This window comes from Jannaschia aquimarina (assembly GCF_000877395.1).
Taxonomy (GTDB): Bacteria; Pseudomonadota; Alphaproteobacteria; order Rhodobacterales; family Rhodobacteraceae; genus Jannaschia; species Jannaschia aquimarina.
Genome location: NZ_JYFE01000060.1, coordinates 256,071 through 278,913, shown reverse-complemented (window position 1 = coordinate 278,913; position 22,843 = coordinate 256,071). Strand labels below are relative to the sequence as shown.

The window sequence follows — 22,843 nt, the reverse complement described above, 5'->3', positions numbered from 1 at the left end:
GGAGGCAAGCCATGACGAAGCCAAGCGAAGTGATCTTCTTCGAGAATCTCCGCCGCGGGGACGTGGCGCTCGTGGGGGGCAAGAACTCGTCGCTTGGCGAGATGGTGCAGGAACTCGACGCGCTCGGCATCTCGGTGCCGCCCGGCTTCGCGACCACGTCCGCGGCCTTCCGGCGCTTCATCGAGGAAAACGGGCTGAACGCCTTTATCGCCGGGCAGATGGACAAGCTCGCCTCCGGCAAGATCACTCTGCACGAAGCGGGCCAGAGCATCCGCGCGGCGATCGGATCCGGCGACTGGCCCGAAGAGACCGCGGCCGAGATCGTCGCCGCCTACCGCGACCTCTCGAACCGCGCCGGCAAGACCGACCTGTCGGTGGCGGTCCGCTCCTCGGCCACCGCAGAGGACCTCCCCGATGCGAGCTTCGCCGGCCAGCAGGAGACGTTCCTGAACGTGGTGGGCGAAGATGCGCTTCTGAAGGCCTGCCGCGATTGCTACGCCTCCCTCTTTACCGACCGGGCCATCAGCTACCGCAACGCCAAGGGCTTCGACCACATGGACGTCGCGCTGTCGGTGGGCGTCCAGCAGATGGTGCGCTCGGATATCGGCGGCTCGGGCGTGATGTTTTCGATCGACACCGAGTCCGGCTTCGACAAGGTCGTGCTGATCGACGCAGCCTGGGGCCTGGGCGAGAATGTCGTGCAGGGCGCCGTCACGCCGGACGAGTTCCAGGTCTACAAACCCTTCCTCGAGGACCGGAAGCTGCGTCCCATCATCGAGCGCAAGCTGGGGGCCAAGGAAAAGAAGATGATCTATGCCGGTGCCTCGGATGCCGGCCCGGTCAAGAACGTCCCGACCTCGAAGGCCGAGCGGGAATCCTTCGTGCTGTCGGACGACGAGGTTCTCGAACTCGCCCGGCAGGCGGCGATCATCGAACGCCATTACGGCCTGCCCATGGACATGGAATGGGCCAAGGACGGAGAGACCGGCAAGCTCTACATCGTTCAGGCCCGGCCCGAGACCGTCCAGTCCCGCGCGCAGAGCGCCGCGCTCCGAAGCTTCAAGATCGGCGAGCATGGAAGCACGCTGGTCACCGGGCTCAGCGTCGGCGAACAGATCGCGACGGGCACGGTCTGCCTGATCGAGGACGTGTCGGATATCGACCGTTTCGTGGACGGCGCCGTGCTGGTGACGTCGACCACCGATCCCGATTGGGTCCCGGTGATGAAGCGCGCCTCGGCGATCGTAACCGATCATGGCGGGCGCACCAGCCACGCGGCGATCGTCAGCCGGGAACTGGGCGTGCCCGCCATCGTCGGATGCGGAAACGCGACCCACGTCCTGCATGACCAGCAAGACGTCACAATCTGCTGCGCCGAGGGCGACGAGGGCTTTGTCTATTCCGGTATCGCGGACTACGAGGTCGAGGATCTCGATTTCGATCACGTCCCCGAAACCCGCACCAAGGTGATGCTGAACCTCGCCAACCCGTCGACCGCATCGCGGTGGTGGCGGCTGCCCAGCGACGGGGTCGGGCTCGCCCGGATGGAATTCGTGATCTCCAACACGATCCGCATCCACCCCGAGGCGCTGATCCATTTCGACAAGGTTACGGATGAAGACGTCCGCGAAGAGATCGAGCGGCTGACGGCCGGGTATCCCGACAAGAGCGAGTACTTCATCGACAAGCTCGCGCGCGGCCTCTCGCGGATCGCGGCGATCTGCTACCCGAACCCGATGATCCTGCGGCTCAGCGACTTCAAGACGAACGAATACGCGGACCTCATCGGCGGCCGCGCCTTCGAGCCGGACGAAGAGAACCCGATGATCGGCTGGCGCGGGGCGTCGCGCTATTACGACGACGCCTACCGGGACGGCTTCGCCCTGGAATGCCGGGCGATCCATCGCCTGCGCGAGGAGATGGGCTTTCGCAACGTGAAGGTCATGGTCCCGTTCTGCCGCACGCCGGACGAGGCGGACCGCGTTCTGGCCGTCATGGCCGAGGAGGGGCTGTCGCGCGGCGCGGACGGTCTGGAATTCTACGTGATGTGCGAAGTGCCCTCGAACGTCATCCTGGCCGACGAATTCGCCAAGCGTTTCGACGGTTTCTCGATCGGCTCGAACGACCTGACGCAACTCACCCTCGGGATCGACCGCGACAGCGACCGGCTGTCGGCGCTCTTCAACGAACGCGACCCGGCCGTGGTCTGGATGATCGAGAAGGCGATCGAGCGGGCGCAGGCGGCCGGACGCAAGATCGGTCTCTGCGGTCAGGCGCCGTCGAACTATCCGGAATTCGCGCGCGTCCTGGTCGCGGCGGGCATCGACTCGATCTCGGTCACGCCGGACAGTTTCCTCAAGGTCAAGGATCACGTCGCCGCCGCCGAGAGCGGCTGACGCAAAGGCAGGGCCCCGTGGGGCCCGCCGACCTCCCGCTTGACATCCCGCCCCGCGCCCGCACCCTGTCGGGCCACAGGGGAGGAGATATCATGATGATCCGCATCACCGCCGCGGTTTTCGCGCTGGCCGCAAGCACGCTGCCGGCCTTCGCGCAGGAACGCATCACCTACAAGTCCGCGCGTGCGGGGACGAGCTACTTCCAGATGGGGGTGCAGCTTGCCGAGGCCCTCAAGGGAACGGCGAACGTCACCGTCGAAGAGAGCCAGGGATCGGTCCAGAACGTGATGGAGGTGCGAGCCCGCGGCGCCGACTACGTCTTCACCACGCCGCCCGGCCTGGTGGCAGCGGCGCAGAACGCGGCCGGGCCGTTCGAAGATCGCGGCGCACCAGAATTCGACGGCATCCGCGCGCTGTTCCCGATCCCCTCGCTGACGATGCACTTCGTGGCCTCCACCGACAGCGGCATCGAGAGCTTCGAGGACATGGCCGGCAAGACCGTGCTTCTGGGCTCCGGCACCTTCGGCGCGCGGGAGGGCGAGAAATATCTGGGCCTCTTCGGCGTCGCCGATCAGGTGACCGTCGCCGATGCGGAATTGTCGAACGCGGTGGCCGCGCTGAAGAACGGGCAGATCGACGCCTTCGTGACCGCCGGCTCCTATCCGGCACCGAACGTCATCGAGGCCGCCGCGTCCACCGGCGTCCGCGTCCTGTCCCTGACCGATGCACAGGTCGAGGAAACCGGACGCACCCGCCTCGTAATCCCCGCAGGCACCTATGCAGGCCAGGATCAGGACATCGTCACCACCTCCCTGCCCGTCGTCGCCTATGCGACCGAGGCGATGTCGGAGGACACGGCCTATGCGCTGACCAAGGCCTTCTGGGAAAACAAGGAGAATCTGGGCGGCACGGCCGCATGGTGGAACGGCGTGACGCCGGACATGATCGGCAATGTCACGACGCAGATCCATCCCGGCGCGGCGCGCTATTACCAGGAGATCGGCGTCGACCTGCCCGAAGGCTGAACCGGATCCGTTGCGGACCGGCACGCATCGGTCCGCAACCATCGCAAGGGCACCGGACGCATGACGAGCCAGGCCGCGGGCGCCATCCCCGCGACACGCGCCCCAACCGGGCCCCGGATCCTCTGGGTCGGGCTGGGCGCGGCGATCGTCGTGGCGCATCTGGGCCTCGTGCTCTACGGTCTCGTTCCGAACCTCGTCGCGCGTCCCCTGCACATGGCGCTGCTCCTGCCCTGGGTCTTCGTCGCGGCGGCGGCCTCGCGACGGCAGGCCGTGACCGGTTGGGTACTGGCGGGCGCCGGGATCGCCGCGTGCCTCTGGATCGCCTGGACCCATGACGATCTGCGCAACCAGTATGGCTTCCTGGAGACACCAGGACAGATTGCCGTCGCGGTCCTGCTGATCGCCCTCGTTCTGGAAGGCGCGCGGCGGATGATCGGCTGGCCCCTGCCTCTCGTCGCCGCCCTTGCGCTGGCCTATGGCCTGTTGGGTCAGTACCTGCCGGGCACGTTCGGCCATGCGGGCCTGCCCGTCGCGTCGTTCCTTGGCACGCTGACCATTGCCGAGGGCGGGCTCTGGGGGTCGCTCACCGGGGTCTCGGTCGGCGTGGTCGCGCCCTTCGTGATCTTCGGCGCGGTGCTGAACGCGGGCGAGGCGGGCGCGGGCTTCATGAACGTCGCGGCCGCCGCGGCGGGGCGGCTCAGGGGCGGCGCGGCCAAGGTGTCGGTCCTGTCCTCGGCGCTCTTCGGGTCGATCTCGGGATCGGCTTCGGCCAATGTCGCCTCGACCGGAGCCGTCACGCTGCCGACGATGACCCGGCTCGGCTATCCCAGGCGCATCTCGGCGGCGGTCGAGGCAGTTGCGTCATCGGGCGGACAGATCATGCCGCCCCTGATGGGTGCGGGCGCCTTCGTCATGGTCGAGCTGACGGGCATTCCCTATACCGGGATCATGGCGGCCGCCCTTCTGCCCGCGATCCTCTATTTCTGGGCGGTCTGGGTCGGCATCGACGGCTTCTCCAAGCGCCACGACCTGCGCGGCCTCGTGCCAGAGGACCGGCCCGCCCGGCGCGACGTGATCGTGACCTCGGCCTTCTTCCTCGTGCCGTTCACCATCCTGCTCACGATGATGTTCGTCGGCGGCTTCACGCCCCAGTATGCCGCTGTCGCGGCAATCGCGTCAGGCGCGGCGCTGCTCGCCTTCGATGGCAGAGGGCCCGCGCCCGCGCGCCTGCCCGGGCGACTGGCCGAGGCTTGCCTCGCCGCCGGTCGGCAGGTCGCGATGATCGGCTCGATCATCCTCTGCGCCTCGCTGGTGATCGGCGTGCTGGGCGCGACCGGGCTTGGCGTGAAGCTGACTTCGGCGATCCTCGAGGGCGGCGGCGGGACCCTATGGGGCGCGCTGCTGCTGACGGCGCTGGCCTGCCTTCTGCTGGGCATGGAGGTGCCCACGACGGCGGCCTACGTCATCTGCATCTCCGTCGCGGGCCCGGCACTGGAGCGGCTGGGGCTGGCGCCCCTTCAGGCGCATCTCTTCGTCTTCTGGTTCGCGCTCCTGTCGACGATCACGCCGCCGGTCTGCGGCGCGGTGTTCATCGCCGCCGGCATGGTCGGCGAGAACTGGCTGCGCGTGGCGCTGGCGGCTATGGCGCTGGGGCTCGGGCTCTACCTGATCCCCCTTGGGATGATCGCCCAGCCCGCGCTGATCGGAATGGCCGAGGCACCCGGCGCCGCCGCGCTGGCCTTCGCGATGATGGCGGCCGGGCTCGCGGCGCTCAGCCGTGCTGTGATCGCCCCCGGTCCTGCGACCTTGCGACTGGCATTCGGCCTCGCGGGGCTCGCCCTGATCCTCGGCCCGGCCTTCCGCTAGCGGCTGCCCGACCCTCCGGTGCGCGTCAGGCGGCGATCACGGCGGACGCCGCCAGGCTCTTGGGAAGCCGCACGAGGATCAGCGCCACGCCCCCCACCCCGTTCTCGGCCAGCGTCGCGCCCAGCGACGAGAGCGTGCAGGTCATGACGCGCTCCGCCGCGGTCGAGGCATTCGCCACGATGTCGACGGGCGTTGCCGGGCCCGCCCCGCCCGCCTGCAGATCCGCCGCGATCTGCGGCGCGGCCCGGACCCCCATGTAGATCGCAAGCGTCGTGCCGGGCCGGACGTGATGCGCCCAGTCGACCCCCGCATCGTCCGGACGGCAGGTCCCGGTTGCGATGATCAGCGTGTCGGTCTCTCCGCGCTCCGTCAGGCTTCGGCCGATCGCGGAGGCGGCAGCGCTGGCCGCGGTCACGCCAGGCACGATCTCGACCGCGATGCCGGACCTGCGAGCCGCATCCAGTTCCTCTGTCGCCCGCCCGAAGATCGAGGGGTCGCCCGATTTCAGTCGGACCACGCGGCGCCCCTTGCGGGCCTCCGCCGCGATCAGTGCGCAGATCCGCTCCTGCGGCCAGGCGCAGGCGCCCACGGCCTTGCCGACGAACACCCGTTCCGCATCGCGCCGCGCCAGTTCCAGCACCCCCGGATCCACGAGGCGGTCGTAGAAAATGATGTCGGCCTCCTGCAGCCGCTGCACCGCGCGCAGCGTCAGCAGATCGCGCGCACCCGGACCGGCGCCGACCAGCGCGATATGGCCCTCGCCCGCGCCCTCGGGCAAGCGCGCCTCGGCGATGGCGGATTTCACCATTTCGGCCGCCGCCTTCTCGGACCCCGACGCATGCAGGCGCGCGGGTTCCCCGTTGAAGACCCACGCCCAGAAGGCGCGCCGCGTGCTTTCCGGCAGGCGCTCGGCCACCGCGCCGCGGAGGCGCCCGGCCAAGGCGGCCAGACCGCCGACGCCCTGAGGCAGAAGCGTCTCGACCCGGGTCTTGATGGCGCGGGCGAGGACGGGGGCCGTGCCTTCCGTCCCGATCGCCACGACGACCGGATCGCGGTCGACGATGGACGGGGTGGTCATGTCGCAGAGATCGGGCCGGTCCACGACGTTCACCAGAACGCCCGCCTGCTTGGCAAGCGCGTGGAATGCCGCGTCGGCACCCACGCAGCCCGTCGCGACGAAGGCGAAGGCCGCGTCCGAGAACGTGTCGGCGGTGACGGGCCCGTCATGATGGACCGCCCGCCCCTGCGACACCGCTCCGGCAAGCTCGGCGTCCAGCGACGGGGCGACCAGCCTGAGCGCGGCATCGGTCTTCAGCATGAGGCGGGCCTTCTGCGCAGCCTGCTCGCCGCCGCCGACGATCACCACCGTTCTGTCGGAGGTGCGGAGGAACATGGGGAAGGATTTCATCGGCTCAACTCCTATTCGGCGGCTTCGCGCGGGACGAAGCGCTGGATCAGATCGGCGATCTCGGGGCGGCAGGACCCGCAATTGGTACCCGCGCCGGTGGCCGCGCAGACCCCTTTTAGATCCGCACCCAGATCGGCGGCGGCGGCCAGGATCGTGTTCCGACCGACATTCATGCAGGAACAGACGGTGGGTCCGGGATCGATGCGGCCGGCACCGGGGCGGGCAGCCAGCAGATCCTCTCCGGGCTCGCCGATGCGGCCGACCACGAAGTCGCGCGCGACGGAAACGGGTCCGGGCGCGATGAAGAGCGCCGCCGCCAGACGGTCCCCGTCCCGGAACGCCAGCCGGATCTCCGAGCGGGCCGCGTCGGTCACGATCTGGGGATCCCCGGTCAGGCCGAAGAGCGCCCGGGCATAGCCGGTCCAGTCCGTGACCTCCTCGGTATCGGCTAGTTCGGCGCGCCATCCCGTTTCCGAACGGACCCGCGCCCAGTACCGGGCCTCCGGGGTCAGCGGCGCGGCCGAGACCGCGAAACCATGCCACGCAGCGGGGAACTTCGAGATCGCGACGACAGCGCCCTTGCTCTCGGGCTGGCCCGAAACGGGATCGGTCGCGGCCGAGATCAGCGGGCCTATCCGGGCCGCCGCGGCGGTTTCCCCCGTCCAGTGAAACGGCGCGAAGGGCGCGCCCTCGGCCACGTCCGCCGAGACGAGCACCCGGAGGATCGCCCGGCCCCCGTCCGGTCCGCTGACCTCGGCCAGATCGGCGGGGGCTAGGCCCAGGCGGGCGGCGTCGCCGGGATGGATCTGCAGATACGGCTCGGCCAGATGGCGGGACAAGCGCGCCGCCAGCGCCGTCCGGGTCATCGTGTGCCACTGGTCCCGGTTTCGGCCCGTGTTCAGCCGGTAGGGGAAGCGCGGCGACCGAAGCGCCGCGAAGTCGCCCTGCTCGACCGCCACGAAGCGGGCGCGTCCCGACGGGGTGAAGAATGCGCCGTCACCGAAGAACCGCCCGCCCGTCCGCGTCGCCGAAAGAGGCCAGCGCGCGGGAGCCAGCGCGTCGTAGTCGCCATCGGAGATGTCGGCCAGCGCCGAGATGTCGAAGTCACGCCCGAGCGCACCTGCAAGCCCCGAAAGCGCCGCATGCTCACGGAAAACCTCGGCGGGCTTGCAGTAGTCGAAGGCGTCCGCCCATCCCATCCGCCGCGCGACATCGGCAAAGATCGCCCAGTCCGGCCGCGCCTGCCCGGGCGCAGCGAGGGCCGCGCGCTGGCGGCTGATGGTCCGGTCCGAATTGGTGACCGTCCCGTCCTTCTCGCCCCAGCCCGTGGCCGGAAGGACGACGTCGGCGAGGCGCGCGGTATCCGTGTCCGCGAACATGTCGCTGACCACGACGAACTCGCAGGCCCGGATCGCGGCGGCCACCTCGTCGGCGCCCGGCATCGAAACGGCAGGGTTCGTACACGCGATCCACAGCGCCTTGATCCGGCCATCGCCCGCGGCACGGAATATGTCGACCGCCTTCAGACCCGCGGTCTCGGTCAGGCGCGGCGCGGCCCAGAAGTCGCGCACGACCGAGCGATGCCGCGCGTCCTCGATATCCAGATGCGCGGCCAGCATGTTGGCAAGCCCGCCCGTTTCCCGCCCGCCCATCGCGTTGGGCTGGCCGGTCACGCTGAACGGTCCCATGCCCGGCTTTCCGATCCGGCCGGTCGCCAGGTGGCAATTGAGGATGGCGTTGACCTTGTCCGTCCCCTGGCTCGACTGGTTCACGCCTTGGCTGAACACCGTGACGGCGCGTTCGGTCCTGGCGAAAAGGGAGAAGAACTCGGCCAGTTCGGGCCGGGTCAATCCCGTGGCCGCCGGATCCGATCCCGACGCGCGGGACAAAGCCGCCTCAAACCCCTCCGTGTGGGTCCGCACGAATTGCTCGTCGAGTGCGCCGACCTCCCAGAGGTGCAGCAGCAGCCCGTTGAACAGCGCCACGTCGGTCCCCGGACGGATGCGGAGATGCAGATCCGCGATATCGCAGGTGGCGGTGCGGCGCGGATCGACGACAACGACCTTGGTGCCCCGCGCCTTCCGCGCCGCGACCAGCCGCTGGTAGAGGACCGGGTGGCACCAGGCGAGGTTCGACCCCACCAGCACGACCAGATCCGCCTCTTCCAGATCGTCATAGGTGCCGGGGACGGTGTCGGTCCCGAAGGCGCGCTTTTGGCCTGCGACCGTCGAGGCCATGCAGAGCCGAGAATTGGTGTCGATGTTGCCGGACCCGATGAAGCCCTTCATCAACTTGTTGGCGACGTAGTAATCCTCGGTCAGAAGCTGACCCGAGACGTAGAAGGCCACGCTGTCGGGCCCGTGCGCCTCGATCGTCTCGGAGAAGCGGCGCGCCACCAGATCCAGCGCATCGTCCCACCCGGCGGGCGCCCCGTCCACCTGCGGGGCCAGCAATCGCCCATCGTCCCCCACCGTCTCCCCGAGGGCCAGACCCTTGGAGCAGAGCCGCCCCCGGTTCGCCGGATGCTCAGGGTCGCCCCGCACCGCCAGGCCGCCTTCGCCTTCCGGGCTCAGCAATACGCCGCATCCCACACCGCAATAGGGGCAGGTAGAGCGGATCTCGGAACGTCCGGTCATCGCACCCTCAGGCGCTGCGCCTGAGGCGCAGCTCGCCCAGGTCGATCAAGAGCCGCCCGTCCTCCTCGACCCGGACGGGATAGGTCGGCACCTGCCCGTCATCGGCGCCCAGCACCGCGCCGCTGGTCAGGTCGATCACCCAGTTGTGCAAGGGGCAGGTCACCTTGCGGTCGTGCACGATCCCGTCGGCCAGCGGTCCGCCCTTGTGGGGGCAGGACCCGCCGGTGGCGAAGACCTCCGCCTCGGCGGTGCGGAACACGGCCACGCAGCCGCCGATCGTCTTGACCTTGCGCGCGCCCCGCAGGGGGATCTCGTCGATATGTCCGATGTCGGTCCAGGTCATTCGGCCGCCTCCAGCGTCAGGTCGGCCAGGGGTCCGAATTGCCGCGCTTCCTCGTCTTCGGTCCGTTCGGCCCACGGGTCCTTCTGGTAGATGGACTGGCTCAGGTCGAAGGCCGCGATCAGGCGCGCGCGCTCTTGGGGGTCGCCCACCCGCTCGCGCACCCAATCCATCCCGACCTTCGCGATCCACTTGTAGGGCCGGTCCAGATACTTGGCGTTCTCCCGGTAGAGCTGAACGAAGGCGACCACGTGATCCATCGCCTCGGCCTCGGTGGCGACCTTGACCAGCGGCTGGATCTCCTTGAGGTCCATGCCCGCCGCGCCGCCCACGCCGATCTCGTAGCCGCTGTCGACGCAGACGATGCCCAGATCCTTGCAGGTCGCCTCGGCGCAGTTCCGGGGGCAGCCCGACACGGCCATCTTGACCTTGTGGGGCGTCCACGACCCCCAGAGGCGCTTTTCCAGCTTGATGCCCAGCCCGGTCGAATCCTGCGTGCCGAACCGGCAATGGTCCGTGCCCACACAGGTCTTCACCGTGCGCAGCCCCTTGGCATAGGCATGGCCCGAAACGAGGCCCGCCCGGCCCAGATCGGCCCACATCGCGGGCAGGTCCTCGCCCCTGACGCCCAGCAGGTCGATGCGTTGCCCGCCCGTCACCTTCACGGTTGGAACGTTGTACTTGTCGGCGGCGTCCGCGATGGCGCGCAACTCGGCGGCGGTAGTCACGCCGCCCCACATCCGCGGCACGACGCTGAAGGTGCCGTCCTTCTGGATGTTGGCGTGCTTGCGCTCGTTGACGAAGCGCGATTGCGGGTCGTCCTGATATTCGACCGGCCAGTCGGCCAGCAGGTAGTAGTTCACCGCCGGGCGGCAGACATGACAGCCATTGGGCGTGGTCCAGCCGAGTTCCTGCCAGACGGCCTGCTGGGATTGCAGCTCCTGCGCCTTGATGAGGCGGCGGACGTCCTCGTGGGTCAGGTCGGTGCAGCCGCAGACCGGCTGCGCGGCGGGCGCCTCGTATTCGTCGCCCAGCGTGACCGACAGAAGCTGCTCGACCAGACCCGTACAGGTGCCGCAGGACGAGGACGCCTTCGTCACCGTCCGGACAGCGCCCAGATCCTGCGCGCCGCCCAGGATCGCCTCGGTGATCTGCCCCTTGCACACGCCGTTGCAGCCGCAGATTTCTGCGTCAGCCGGTAAGGCTGCAACGGCCGCCATAGGGTCCAGCGGCTCTCCTCCCTGGAAGGCCGGCCCGAAGATCAGTGTCTCGCGCATCTCCGAGACGTCGGTGCCGTCCTTGATAAGCCCGTGGAACCACGAACCGTCTGCGGTGTCGCCGTACATGACGGCGCCGATCAACCGCTCGCCCTGCAGGACCAGCCGCTTGTAGACACCGCGCGCCGGGTCGCGGAACACGATGTCCTCGCGGTCCTCGCCCTCGGCGAAATCGCCCGCGCTGAACAGGTCGCAGCCGGTGACCTTCAGCTTGGTCGCCGTCTCGCGGTTGGCAAAGGCGGCGTCGCGGCCGGCCAGCGTCTCGGCGGCCACCTTGGCCTGATCGTAGAGCGGGGCGACCAGCCCGAAGAGCTGTCCGTCATGCTCCACGCACTCGCCCACGGCCAGCACGTCCGGATCAGACGTGACCATCTGGTCGTCCACATGGATGCCGCGCCCGACCGCCAGCCCGGCCGCCCTGGCCAGAGCGACCGAGGGGCGGATGCCCACGGCCATCACCAGAAGGTCGCAGGGCAGTTCCGTTCCGTCCTCCAGGCGCAGCGCCGCGACGCGGCCGTCACGGCCCACGATCTCCTTGGAATTCGAAGAGCACAGGACCTTGATCCCGCGGCTCACCAGCTCCCGGCGCAACAGGTAGCCCGCCGCCTCGTCGAGCTGGCGTTCCATCAGGTGCCCCATCAGGTGCACGACCGTGACATCGACGCCGCGGGCATGCATCCCCGCCGCCGCTTCCAGCCCCAGAAGGCCGCCGCCGATGACGACGGCGCGCGATCCCTCGCCCAGACCCATCATCCGCCGGGTGTCTTCCAGGTCGCGGTAGGCGATCACGCCGTCCAGGTCGTGGCCGGGCAGCGGGATCATGAACGGATCGGACCCGGTGGCCAGCACGAGCTTGTCATAGGCCACCGGCACACCGTCCTCTCCGGTCACGGTCTTCGCCGCCCGGTCGATGGCGGTAACGCGCTCGCCAAAGCGGCAGGTGACCCCCGCCTGCCGGTAGAAGTCGTCATCGTGGGTGACGATGTCCTCGTAGGTCTTGTCGCCCGACAGGACCGGCGAGAGCATGATGCGGTTGTAGGTGCCGCGCGGTTCGGCGTTGAACAGCGTGACCGTCCAGCCGCCCTCGGCCAAAACGTGGTCGATCAGGCGTCCGGCGGCCATCCCGCCCCCGACGATGACGAGATGGCGGCTCATGCGTCACCCCCGATCGTCAGAGGGGACATGCCGGCAACCATGACGCGGCCCGGGTCGGGCGCATGGCCGACGCGCGACAGGTCCGCGCCGGGATCGACCCGCCACGCTACGTCATGGCGGCGCGCGTCTCTTCCACCAGCACGTAGACCATCGTATCCAGAAGGCCGGACCACGCACCGAGTTCCTCTGGCAAAAGTCCGGCGCCCGGCAAGGTCCGCAGGCTGTCCATCAGCACCTCGGCCACGACCGGGTAATGCTCCGGCTTGGCGCCGTAGCCGATATGGCTGACCGCCAACTGGCGCAGGGCGCCGGCCACCCCGTCCGGCACCGTCAGCCCCGAGACGAGCACGACCAGCATATCCTCGAACTTGCGCTGCTGCGCCGTCAGATCTGTGGGGAAGAGCGGCCGCAAGGCCGGATGCGCGGCGAAGAGCCGACCGTAGAAATGCGTGGCCAGCGGCAGCCGCGCATCGACGACCCGGCGAAGGGAGCGATCCAGCAGGCGGAACTGCTTGGGCGGGACCATTATCATCGAAGACCCTCGGCGTGGCGGACCCGCCCCCGATAAGGACTTCGCGTTGCGAAAGCGTAAATTGCGGCGTCATGGGATCACTCCGCTGCGATGGCCGATGCGGCCGTTTCGGATGTCTTGGATGAGTTCGGCTTGGCGCCGTGCTCGTATTCCTCGAGGAAATCGAGCACGTCCTGCCGGTAGGCGTAGTAGTCCGGATGCTCCAGCAGGGCCTTGCGCGTACGCGGGCGCGGCAGGTCCACATCGACAATCTTGCCGATGGTGGCCCGCGGGCCGTTGGTCATCATCACCACGCGGTCGGCCAGCAGGATCGCCTCGTCCACGTCGTGGGTGACGCAGATGGCGGTGACCTTGGTGCGCGACCACACCTCCATCAGCACTTCCTGCAATTCCCACCGCGTCAGGCTGTCCAGCATCCCGAAAGGCTCATCGAGCAGCAGCAGCTTCGGGCTCAGCGCGAAGGCCCGCGCGATGCCGACCCGCTGCTTCATCCCGTTCGAGAGCGCTGCGGCCTGCTTGTCCATCGCATCCGCGAGGCCGACCCGTTCGAGATAGTAATCCACCACATCCTGCCGCTCGGCCCGGCTGGCGCGCGGATAGACCCGGTCGACGCCGATGGCGCAGTTTTCCCGCGCCGTCAGCCAGGGAAAGAGGCTGGGCGACTGGAACACGACCGCCCGCTCGGGATCGGCGCCCTCCACGTGGCGGCCGTCCAGCTTGATCGCGCCCTTCGAGATCTCGTTGAGCCCCGCCGCCATCGTCAGCACGGTCGACTTGCCGCAACCGGAATGGCCGATCAGGCTGATGAACTCGCCGCGATCCATCTTGAGGTCGAAATCCTCGACCACCGTCAGGGGCCCCTTGGGCGTCGGGTAGACCTTGTGGAGCTGGCTGAAATCCAGGAAGCGGTTGTCGATCAGCCCTTCCTGCGCCTTGGCCACGGCGCTGGGCACCCCGTGGATGGGCGTCACGTCGGGCAGGACGCGCGCGCCCTCGACCTTGGCCTCGATACCCACGTCCATCAGATACCGCGTCACTTCGGCCCGCAGCGCCTTGAAGCCCTCGTGATGGTTCATCTCGCTCCGTTCGCGGGGGCGCGGGATATCGACCTCGTATTCGGCGCCCAGCGTGCCGTCGGGCCGCAGCGCGATGATCCGGTCGGCCAGCACGATGGCCTCGTCCACGTCGTTGGTGATCAGAACGCAGGTCTTCTTCTCGGCCTCCCAGATGCGCTCGATCTCGTCGGCGAGGTTGGCGCGGGTCAGGGCGTCCAGCGCCGACAGGGGCTCGTCCAGAAGCAGCACTTCGGGATCCATGGCCAGCGCGCGGGCCACGTTGACCCGCTGGCGCATTCCGCCCGACAACTCGGCCGGGCGGCGCGTGGCGGCGTGGCTCAATCCCACCATACTGACATAATGGTCGACCTTCGCCTTCCGCTCGGCGCGAGGCAGGCCCGGGAACAGGGTGTCCACCGCCAGACCCACATTCCCGTCCACCGTGAGCCACGGCATCAGGGAATAGGACTGGAAGATCACGCCCCGCTCGGGACCCGGCCCCGTGACGGGGGCGCCCTTGAAGGTGACACAGCCCCTGGTCGGCCGGTCCAGACCGGCCATCAGGTTGATCAGGGTCGTCTTGCCAGTGCCCGAAAAGCCCAGCAGGACCAGGAACTCACCTTCGCGCACCTCCAGGTCGATGTCGCGCAGGACGGGCGTGTCCCCGTAGGACTTGGACAAGCCGTCGAATTGAAGGACCGACATGGGCATCACCGATGGTTCGTGAAGGTGAAGAGCGACTGGATCGCGTACATCAGCCGGTCCAGAAGGAAGCCGATGATCCCGATGGTCAGTACCGCGACCATGATCCGTGCGAGGCTCTGCGACGACCCGTTCTGGAACTCGTCCCAGACGAACTTGCCCAGACCGGGGTTCTGCGCCAGCATCTCGGCCGCGATCAGGACCATCCAGCCGACGCCCAGGCTCAGGCGCAGCCCGGTGAAGATCAGCGGCAGGGCCGAGGGCAGGACCAGCTTGGTGATCTTGGTCCAGGTGCCCATCTTCAGCACCTTCGAGACGTTCACCAGATCCTTGTCGATGCTTGCCACGCCCAAGGCCGTGTTGATCAGCGTGGGCCAGAGCGAGCACAGCGTGACCGTGATCGCCGAGACCAGGAACGACTTGGCGAACAGCCCGTCCTGCGTGACGTAGACGGCACTGACCACCATGGTGACGATGGGCAGCCAAGCCAGCGGGCTGACCGGCTTGAAGATCTGGATCAGCGGGTTCAGCGCGGCATTGGCGGTGGGCGACAGACCTGCGGCGATGCCCAGCGGCACGGCCACCACCGTCGCGATCAGGAAGCCGAAGAAGACGGTTCCGATGCTGGTGCGGATCTGCTCGTAATAGCTGGGCGCGCCGGTATAGGACCGCTCGATGGGCTCCTGCCCCTGGGCCACGCGGCGCTCGTTGAGGGTCGCGACCTGTTCCTGGAACCGCGCCTTGCTCTCGGCCTTCGACGCGGCGTCCTCATGCAATGCGACGGCCTGCTCCCAGACCTGCGCGGGACCGGGTATCGCGCCCAGGGATGTCTGGACCTGCGGCGCCAGCACCGACCACATCGTCAGGAAGGCTGCGATTGCGACCAGCGGGACGCCCAGCAGGCGCCAGATCTCTCCGAGCTGGCCCTTGGGGTTCTCGCCGGCCACGGCTTTCAGGACCGGGGTTAGCCAGCTCAGGCCGAGGACCTGAAACCATTTGTCGGCGGCGTTGATGCGGGTGAAAAGCCGGGCTCGTCTCGCCTCGCGCTCCAGTGCGGCGTCCGTGCCGGGGTCGATGGCTGTCATGGCGTCGATCTCTCGGTTTTGCTGCGTCGCAGCGAAGGAATGGCGGGGCCGCCCAAAATTCGTGCGGCGGGTCGGTTAGTCGATTGCTGCAGCGCGGCGGTGCACAGGGGGTGCACAGGGGGTGCACGCGGGGTGCACTGGCTGTGACATGCCTGTTTGCTGTGCTGCGGCATGGAAGCGGCGCGCGCTTGACGTGCGCGCCGCTCCGGGCGTGTCAGCCCTGCACCTCGCCGTCGACGACCCGCTGCTCGCCCTTCAGGCCGATCGGCAGGCTTTCGAGGTAGGCATTGGGCGTCCGCCCGTCATAGGGAATACCGTCGATGATATCCTCGGCGGGCGTCGGCGCCTTGAAGCCGTCGCTGTCCCAGGGGAAATCCGCCTCGTTGGCCAAACCCTGATCGACCAGCATCCGCGCCGCTTCCAGATAGATATCCGGCCGGTAGACCGATTGCGCGGTCTCGATGAACCATTCGTCGGTCCGCGGCTCGGCGATCTGCCCCCAGCGGCGCATCTGCGTCAGGTACCAGATGGCGTCGGAGTAGAACGGATAAGTGGCGTTGTAGCGGAAGAAGACATTGAAATCCGGGATCTCGCGCACGTCGCCCTTCTCGAACTCGAAGGTGCCTGTCATCGAGGCGGCGATGACGTCGGCATCCGCCCCCACATATTCGGGCCGCGACAGCATCTCGACCGCTTCCATGCGGTTGGCGTTGTCGTTCTCGTCCAGCCAGATCGCGGCGCGGATCAGGGCCTTGACCACGGCCTTGGTGGTGTTCGGGTATTGCTCGGCGAATTCGGCGGTGATGCCGAACACCTTCTCGGGGTTGTTCTTCCAGATCTGGTAGTCGGTGATGACCGGGACGCCGATGCCCTTGGCCACGGCCTGCTGGTTCCAGGGCTCGCCCACGCAATAACCGTAGATCGTGCCGGCTTCGAGGGTGGCGGGCATTTGCGGCGGCGGAGTCACGGACAGGAAGACATCGGCGCCGATCTGGCCGGAATTGTCCTGCGGCGAGTAGTAGCCCGGCTCCAGCCCGCCGGCGGCCAGCCAGTAGCGCAGTTCATAATTGTGGGTCGAGACCGGGAAGACCATGCCCATGTTGAAGGGCCGGCCGGAGGCGTTGTACTCCTCGACGACCGGCGCCATGGCCGAGGCGCTGATCGGGTGCTGCGGACGGCCGTCCTCCATCGTCGGGACGTTCGGCTTCATCGCCTCCCAGACCTCGTTCGAGACCGTGATCCCGTTGCCGTTCAGGTCCATCGAAAAGGGCGTGACGATATGCGCCTGCGTGCCGTAGCCGATGGTCGCGGCGAGCGGCTGCCCGGCCAGCATGTGCGCGCCGTCGAGCTGTCCGTCGATCACGCCATCGAGCAGCACCTTCCAGTTGGCCTGCGCTTCCAGCGTGACGAAGAGGCCCTCTTCAAGGAAATAGCCCTGCTCGTAGGCTACGGCGAGCGGTGCCATGTCCGTCAGTTTGATGAAGCCGAAGGTCAACTCGTCCTTCTCCAGATCGAGCAGCTCGGCCGACACGGCGGTCGCGCTCACGGCTGCGGCGGCGAGGCCTGTCAGAAAACTCTTCATTTGGTCGTCCCTCCTTCGGCCACCCCGCGGGCGGCGCGAAAAACAAAAAAAAGCCGCAAGACCTGGCCCACGCGGTTGCGCAGGTCGGTCGAGCGGCTTTGCTCGGTTCGCCCAGTCGTGGGGAATGTCAGAGGACGCCCTTGCCCTCTGGTTCGATCACTGACCCGGATGATCAGTCGCTTTCAAGAGACTTTCACGACAAGTTCCGCATTTCGCCTCTCAGGGCCGCCCGTCATGCTGCAGCTGCACAATCGTTAATCAGCTTGCCGGCGTCGGATCAAAAAGCTGGCCATCGAAGAACCGGTTCTCCGCCAGGATCAGCCGGCCGGTTTCCGACGCGACGGCGGTATCGGCGCCGGTCGCTCCCTCCACCTTTTCGGAGGCGCCAGGCAGAATCGCCCCGGCCTCGCGCAGATGCGCGCGATAGAGATCGGTCCGGAACACGTTGCGGGCGCTGTCGAGCGATGCGGCACGTTCCAGGCCGAGGCGGGCGGCCATCTGGCGCGCGATCCATGCCGCCTGGCTTCGCCAGGGGAAGGTCGCCGCACCGTCGTGGAAAACGACAAAGCCGCGGCACTCGCGCACCTCCCCCTTGGCACTGATGACCAGCCGGCCCGAAAAGGCGCGGTCGATCATCTCGGACGGAAGGTCGAGATAGGGCGCGCGCGCCAGCAATTCGGCGGCCGTGGTCTGCGCCCCGCCGTGGTCGAGCCATCGGCACGCCTTCCAGACGGCGCGCATCAGTCGGCCGGTCAGGTCGGGCTCGTTCTGGGCCCACTCGGTCCTCACGGCGAGCACTTTCTCGGGCGCGAAGCTCCAGATCGCGCGGCCCGGAATGAGGAGCGTGCCTGCCCCGATCTCTACCGCGCGAGAGCCCCAAGGCTCGCCAACGCAGAAGGCATCGATCTCGCCGGCACTGATCGCGTCGGCCATCAATGGCGGGGGGACGGTCCGGATCTCGATGCCCTGCGGCGCGGGCAATCCGCTGGCCGAGAGCCAGTAATAGAGCAGCTCCGCATGCATCGAGAACGGGAAAGGGACGCCGATCCTCAGCCGGTCGCCCCCCTCCGCGACAAGCGCGCGCCCCGCCGCAGAGGCGTCGTCGAATCCGAACAGATGCCCCGCCCCGCGCATCCGTTCGGCCAACGCCATGCTGACACCGACCACCGTCCCGTTGACCGACGTCACCATCAGGGCGGAGATGGAGGACGCGACTCCGCCGATCCCCAGCGCCATCGCGACGGGCACTGGCGCAAGCATGTGGGCGGCTTCGACCCGCCCGAAGGCCAGCATGTCGCGCAGCGATGACCATGACGGCGCCCGGACCAGGTCCAGGCTCAGCCCTTCCTCGCGCGCGAAGCCCATCTCTTCTGCGACAATCAACGGGGCCGCATCGACGAGCGGCATGAAGGCGATCGACAGATGGGCCGTCACGACAGCAGATCCGCAGCCGTGACCAGCGCCGCCGCGACCTCGGAAATCTTCTTGCCCTTGTCCATCGCGGTCCGGCGGAGGATCGCATAGGCCTCGTCTTCACCGATGCCGCGCGCCTTCATCAGAATGCCCTTGGCGCGGTCGATCAGCTTCCGCTCCTCCAGCGCGCGCTTGGTTTCGGTCAGTTCGTCCCGCATTCGGCGGAACATGTTGAACCGTGTGATCGCGGCCGAAATGACCGGGGTCAGACGTTCCGGCCTCAGGTTATCGACGACATAGGCCGAGACGCCGGCCTCGATCGCGGCTTTCGTCAGGTTGTCGTCGCTCTTGTCCACGAACATCGCGACCGGCCGGTCGAGCGGCGACGTCGCCAGCGTCAGTTCCTCCAGCATGTCTCGGGTCGGGCTGGTTATGTCGACGATCACGATATCGGGGGCCTGTTCGGTGATGCGCCGTGACAGTGAGGATATCTCGGAGATGACGGTGATGCGGTCGTCCCCCGCCTCGCGCAGACTGTCGACGATCATCAGGGCTCGATCTCGGTCGGGTTCGACGACGATGATCGAAAGAGGCTCGGACATCGGCGGAGTATGTGCCAATGCTGCGGATGCATCAATAATCTTCTGCAGCGCGGAATCCGGCGTGCCGTACGATGCCGGACAGGGCATGCCGCGCGCAGAGGAGCGAGCCTTCGGACCGGCGCTGCCGCTGATGCCGGAGCATCAGAGGTAGACGGACACCTCGATCAGGTTGAAATCCGGGTCGCGGAAATAGACCGAACGGATCGGCCCCGTCGCGCCCGTCCGGTCAACCGGACCTTCCTCGATGGCGACGCCGTGATCCACCAGATAGGCTTCGACATCCACGAGGGTGCCGTTGGCGATGAAGCACAGGTCCGCCGAGCCGGGTGTGGGCGCCTTCGCCTTCGGCTCGAACTCCCGCCCCGCCTGGTGGAGGTTGATCTTCTGCCGCCCGAACTTCAGCGCGCGGCGTCCTTCTCCGAACGTCTCCGCCTCCATGCCGAGGATGCGGGTGTAGAACCCCACGGTCGCGTCGATCGAGGCGACGGTGAGGACAAGATGATCCAGGCGGTCGATCTCCATTGCGATCCCTCCGGGTCCGATTTTGCTGGCTGCGCGGAACGAGTCTTGCCGCGTTTCGTGCCGATGTCTCAAGCCCTGCCGCTATCGGCTTTGGTAAGACCGAACACGATCTGCGGGTGACAGGGCAGAAACGCCCGTATGGGCGGGCCCCAATCGTTGCGGCCTGGTCCGACGTCGAAGTTCCGGATGCCTGGCCCTGACCCCGCCGCCCCGCCGCGGCGAGGCTGCCCATAAGGACCTCGTTCAGGACAAGCGCGCCGCCTGACCCACCCGTGGAAAGAGGGCTGAAGCCTTTGGATTTCGCCTGCCTCGTAGAAGGTGGTGCACCATCGCCCATTCGGTAAGCGAGGCTTGGGATGCTCCGCTTCCGGAGCGTTGATTGAGCCAAAGACACATACGCCGCCGCGCCGGACATGCGAGAATCGGCGTCATGGACGTGACTTTCCTCGTCCGCGAATTCGTCACCCTGCTGGTCGTGATCGACCCCGTGGGGACGATCCCCTTCCATCTCGATGCCGTCGCGGGTGTGCCGCAACGCGTGCACCGGCGCTTTGCGCTACGCGACGTCGCGATCGCCGCCGTGGTGCTGCTCCTGTTTCTCGTGGGCGGACAGGTCGTGCTGGAGACGCTGGGCCTCCGTCTCGGCTCATTCCAGATCGCGGGCGGGATCATCCTGTTCATCTTCGCGCTCAGCATGATCTTCGGCGAGACGAAGGCCGCTGCCGAGATCGCCGAGTCCCAAAGCTGCGACGACGGGGAGCATCTGTCGCGCGCCGTCTTCCCTCTTGCGATGCCGCCGACCGCGTCTCCGGGGGCGATGCTTGCCGTCGTGATCCTGACCGAGAACAGCGCGAACACGTTGGTCGAGCAGGCCGTCACCGCGGGCCTTCTGGTGGTCGTCCTCCTTCTGACGCTGGCGCTCCTCCTGATGGCCAGCTTCATCCATCGCCTGATCGGCGACACCGGAGCATCCGTCATCAGCCGCGTGATGGGCATCGTTCTGGCGACGATCGCGATGGATGCGATCCTCGGGGGCTTCGACACGCTCGACATCTTCGACGTCGCGCCGCCCTCAGAGCCCAGCCCGCTGGGCGAGATGGGCGACTGATCGGACGCCTGTCACTGACGACGTCTGACGCCCCCCTCCCATCATATGCGTGCGGAGACCGAGCAGCCAGCCCGCGTCGGCCCTATCGGCAGATCGGAAGGACGCGCGCTGGCTGCGCCGGAAGCGATTGGCGCCATCGGTCGATGACGGGCTGAAGCTGGCGCTTCGGCCAGAACTTGGGCGCGCCGATCGAGCGAAGGCATGTGCTGTTCCAGTAGAGTCCGACCTGCGACGGCTGCCTCCCGGCGCGGACGGCATTCGCGACAGCTTCGATGTCCCGCCCCTCGGGATAGACATAGAGCGAGGTCGGATTGCCCTCCACGAGCGACAGCACCTCCTGCGTGGCACTGGCAGACCATGTCGTGCATCCGTTGCTCCGGCCGGACGTGTAGTCGACCAGTTCCCCGAACGGAACGTAGCCGTCCTGATCTGCATGCGGGCTGTCGGGCTTTCTCAGGCGGCATTGCCACTTCAGGAACATCGCCCTGTGCCCGCCGATCGCCCGTTCCCGCGCGTTTCGCGTCTCGCCCTCTCCGTCGAACAGAAGGAAGGTGCGGTTGAACGCCCGCGTCACGCCGCCCCGGCGGTAATAGCCCTTGAAGGAGGTCCGGGTCTCCGCCGTGCGGTACGCGCCACCCATCGTCAGCTTGGAACCTTCGGCATTGCTGAAATTCCTCGCGCATTGCCGGCCGTTCGAGAAATCGGCGCGCGGCAGCTTGCGACCGTTGCCATACCCCGAAGAGATCGCTCGGAACGACTGTCTGTCTTCACAGATGATGTAGAAGCGGCGGCTCGGTTGGCCGCTGGGCGAAAGGCTGGGGCGCGTGGCGTCCATCGCCAGATAGCAGGGATTTCGGACGGTCCCCGCACGGCGCTTCTCCTGATAGAGCGCGCGGGCTCGTTCCAGGACGATCGGTGCGATCTGGCCATCCTCGAGGCCTACATGAGACCGAAGCCATCCGGGGATGTCCGAGGATTGTGCAGCCGTTTTTGACGGCACCGCGGCCAGAGCCAGGACGAGGGCCAGACCGATCCGACGAAAGTTCGTAAACGTCATGCCCTTCTCCGGTTCGATCTGCCTGGGTGAAAGGCTAACACAGGATCCCGTTGCCGAGCCCGTGTTTCTCCACGGCGCGCTGTCGATGTTGCCGCAGAGCCAATTCGGCGACCCGTCCCGGAATTGTCGCGCGTGACCCGGCCTCGCGCATGGCGGCGGTTCCGAAGTAGAAGTCCACCGGACCACAGGTCAGCACTTCGAGGACCGAATGCTCATTGCCCAGCTCACCGACCTTCACGTTCTGGCCGATGGCGCCCCCGCATATGGCCGCGTCGACACGCTGGGTCACCTGCGCCGGGCGGTCGATCACCTGAACGCTCTGCCCCTGGACGGTGTGATCATCACCGGGGATCTGGTCGAGGACAGCAGTGCCGATAGCTACGCCACCCTGCGCCCGGAGCTCGACAGGCTCGCGGCTCCGTGGTGGCCGATCCCGGGCAACCATGACGGTCCCGCTTTCTGGGACGTCTTCGACGACCGGATGACCGACCCGGCGCGGGAGATCGGCCATGTCGTCGATCTGCCCGGCCTGCGCCTCGTCCTGCTGGACACACGGGTGGAGGGCGACCCGTTCGGCCGCGTCGATGCCGCCCGCGCCGGTTGGCTCGCCGAAGCGCTTGATGCGGACCTCCCGACGCTTCTGGCGATGCACCATCCGCCGATCCGAACCGGGATCGCGCATATGGACCGGATCGGCCTCGAAGACCTTGATGCGCTGACGGCCGCGCTCCAGCCGCGCCCGCCACATGCGATCCTGTGCGGCCATGCTCATCGGACGATACAGGGCCGGCTCGGCGGCGTGCCCGTCCTCGTCGCGCCATCCTCGGCCGATGCCGTGGCGCTTCATCTTGAGACCGACGCGCCCCCCGCTTTCGCGCTGGAGCCGCCGGGAGTCCTGCTGCACCTGATGGACGGGGCGGAGCTCGTGACCCACCTGTCGCATATCGGGCCCTACCCCGAACCTCGCGCTGCGCACGAGACCGATCAGGGATCGGCACACGGCGCATGACCGCGGTGATGACCTCCCCGAGCCCGCCATACCGATGCCACGGGAGGACGCATGTGCCACGCCAGAATGGACT

The 22,843-nt window shown here is 67.7% G+C and carries 18 protein-coding genes; 5 read left to right on the top strand and 13 right to left on the bottom strand.

Annotated elements, in window-relative coordinates; translation table 11 throughout:
* Positions 1–11: 11 nt before the first annotated feature.
* The 3 genes from ppsA to jaqu_RS16770 all read left to right on the top strand — a co-directional run bounded on the left by ppsA (position 12) and on the right by jaqu_RS16770 (position 5,287).
* Positions 12–2,396 carry a phosphoenolpyruvate synthase gene (gene ppsA, locus jaqu_RS16780; protein ID WP_043920130.1) on the top strand — a complete coding sequence of 795 codons (2,385 nt, stop codon included), beginning with the start codon at positions 12–14 and terminating at the stop codon, positions 2,394–2,396.
* Between the two features lie 95 nt (positions 2,397–2,491).
* Complete coding sequence (locus jaqu_RS16775; RefSeq protein WP_043920240.1) at positions 2,492–3,421, top strand: TAXI family TRAP transporter solute-binding subunit; 930 nt, start codon at positions 2,492–2,494, stop codon at positions 3,419–3,421.
* Positions 3,422–3,481: 60 nt separating this feature from the next.
* Positions 3,482–5,287: a TRAP transporter permease gene (locus jaqu_RS16770; RefSeq protein ID WP_043920129.1), complete on the top strand. Its 1,806-nt coding sequence runs from the start codon at positions 3,482–3,484 to the stop codon at positions 5,285–5,287.
* Positions 5,288–5,312: 25 nt separating this feature from the next.
* Here the strand turns inward: jaqu_RS16770 and cysG are convergent, their stop codons facing one another.
* The 11 genes from cysG to jaqu_RS16715 form a co-directional block, all read right to left on the bottom strand.
* Positions 5,313–6,695 carry a siroheme synthase CysG gene (gene cysG, locus jaqu_RS16765; protein WP_043920128.1) on the bottom strand — a complete coding sequence of 461 codons (1,383 nt, stop codon included), beginning with the start codon at positions 6,693–6,695 and terminating at the stop codon, positions 5,313–5,315.
* Positions 6,696–6,706: 11 nt separating this feature from the next.
* Entirely contained in the window at positions 6,707–9,331 is a 2,625-nt protein-coding gene (locus tag jaqu_RS16760; RefSeq protein ID WP_043920127.1) for a nitrate reductase, read from the bottom strand.
* A gap of 7 nt (positions 9,332–9,338) precedes the next feature.
* A complete protein-coding gene (nirD, locus tag jaqu_RS16755) occupies positions 9,339–9,674 on the bottom strand; it encodes a nitrite reductase small subunit NirD (RefSeq protein ID WP_043920126.1) in 336 nt (111 codons plus the stop codon).
* Positions 9,671–12,103, bottom strand: coding sequence for a nitrite reductase large subunit NirB (gene nirB, locus jaqu_RS16750; RefSeq protein WP_043920125.1), 2,433 nt, complete (start codon positions 12,101–12,103; stop codon positions 9,671–9,673). The genes nirD and nirB overlap by 4 nt, the downstream gene beginning before the upstream one ends.
* A gap of 106 nt (positions 12,104–12,209) precedes the next feature.
* Complete coding sequence (locus jaqu_RS16745; RefSeq protein WP_084629951.1) at positions 12,210–12,635, bottom strand: globin domain-containing protein; 426 nt, start codon at positions 12,633–12,635, stop codon at positions 12,210–12,212.
* A gap of 77 nt (positions 12,636–12,712) precedes the next feature.
* Positions 12,713–14,395: an ABC transporter ATP-binding protein gene (locus tag jaqu_RS16740; RefSeq protein WP_043920238.1), complete on the bottom strand. Its 1,683-nt coding sequence runs from the start codon at positions 14,393–14,395 to the stop codon at positions 12,713–12,715.
* Between the two features lie 5 nt (positions 14,396–14,400).
* A complete protein-coding gene (locus jaqu_RS16735) occupies positions 14,401–15,477 on the bottom strand; it encodes an ABC transporter permease (protein ID WP_043920124.1) in 1,077 nt (358 codons plus the stop codon).
* 214 nt (positions 15,478–15,691) lie between these two features.
* Entirely contained in the window at positions 15,692–17,059 is a 1,368-nt protein-coding gene (locus tag jaqu_RS16730; protein WP_043920123.1) for a CmpA/NrtA family ABC transporter substrate-binding protein, read from the bottom strand.
* Positions 17,060–17,317: 258 nt separating this feature from the next.
* Positions 17,318–18,493 (bottom strand): ABC transporter substrate-binding protein, encoded by a 1,176-nt coding sequence (locus jaqu_RS16725; protein ID WP_269078999.1) that lies wholly within the window; start codon positions 18,491–18,493, stop codon positions 17,318–17,320.
* A complete protein-coding gene (locus jaqu_RS16720; RefSeq protein WP_043920122.1) occupies positions 18,490–19,074 on the bottom strand; it encodes an ANTAR domain-containing response regulator in 585 nt (194 codons plus the stop codon). The genes jaqu_RS16725 and jaqu_RS16720 overlap by 4 nt, the downstream gene beginning before the upstream one ends.
* Before the next feature lie 141 nt (positions 19,075–19,215).
* Positions 19,216–19,596, bottom strand: coding sequence for a VOC family protein (locus jaqu_RS16715; protein WP_043920121.1), 381 nt, complete (start codon positions 19,594–19,596; stop codon positions 19,216–19,218).
* Between the two features lie 430 nt (positions 19,597–20,026).
* Between jaqu_RS16715 and jaqu_RS16710 the strand changes: the two genes are divergently transcribed.
* Positions 20,027–20,704, top strand: coding sequence for a MarC family protein (locus jaqu_RS16710; protein ID WP_043920120.1), 678 nt, complete (start codon positions 20,027–20,029; stop codon positions 20,702–20,704).
* 82 nt (positions 20,705–20,786) lie between these two features.
* On the opposite strand, the gene jaqu_RS16705 is transcribed toward jaqu_RS16710, so the two are convergent.
* Together jaqu_RS16705 and jaqu_RS21715 are read right to left on the bottom strand one after the other, a co-directional pair.
* On the bottom strand, positions 20,787–21,761 hold the full coding sequence (locus tag jaqu_RS16705) for a murein L,D-transpeptidase catalytic domain family protein (protein ID WP_043920119.1): 975 nt from the start codon (positions 21,759–21,761) through the stop codon (positions 20,787–20,789).
* Between the two features lie 34 nt (positions 21,762–21,795).
* Positions 21,796–21,999, bottom strand: coding sequence for a hypothetical protein (locus jaqu_RS21715; protein WP_161793886.1), 204 nt, complete (start codon positions 21,997–21,999; stop codon positions 21,796–21,798).
* On the opposite strand from jaqu_RS21715, the gene jaqu_RS16700 reads away from it, so the two are divergent.
* Positions 21,970–22,770, top strand: coding sequence for a metallophosphoesterase (locus tag jaqu_RS16700; protein WP_043920118.1), 801 nt, complete (start codon positions 21,970–21,972; stop codon positions 22,768–22,770). The genes jaqu_RS21715 and jaqu_RS16700 overlap by 30 nt on opposite strands.
* Positions 22,771–22,843 lie beyond the last annotated feature (73 nt).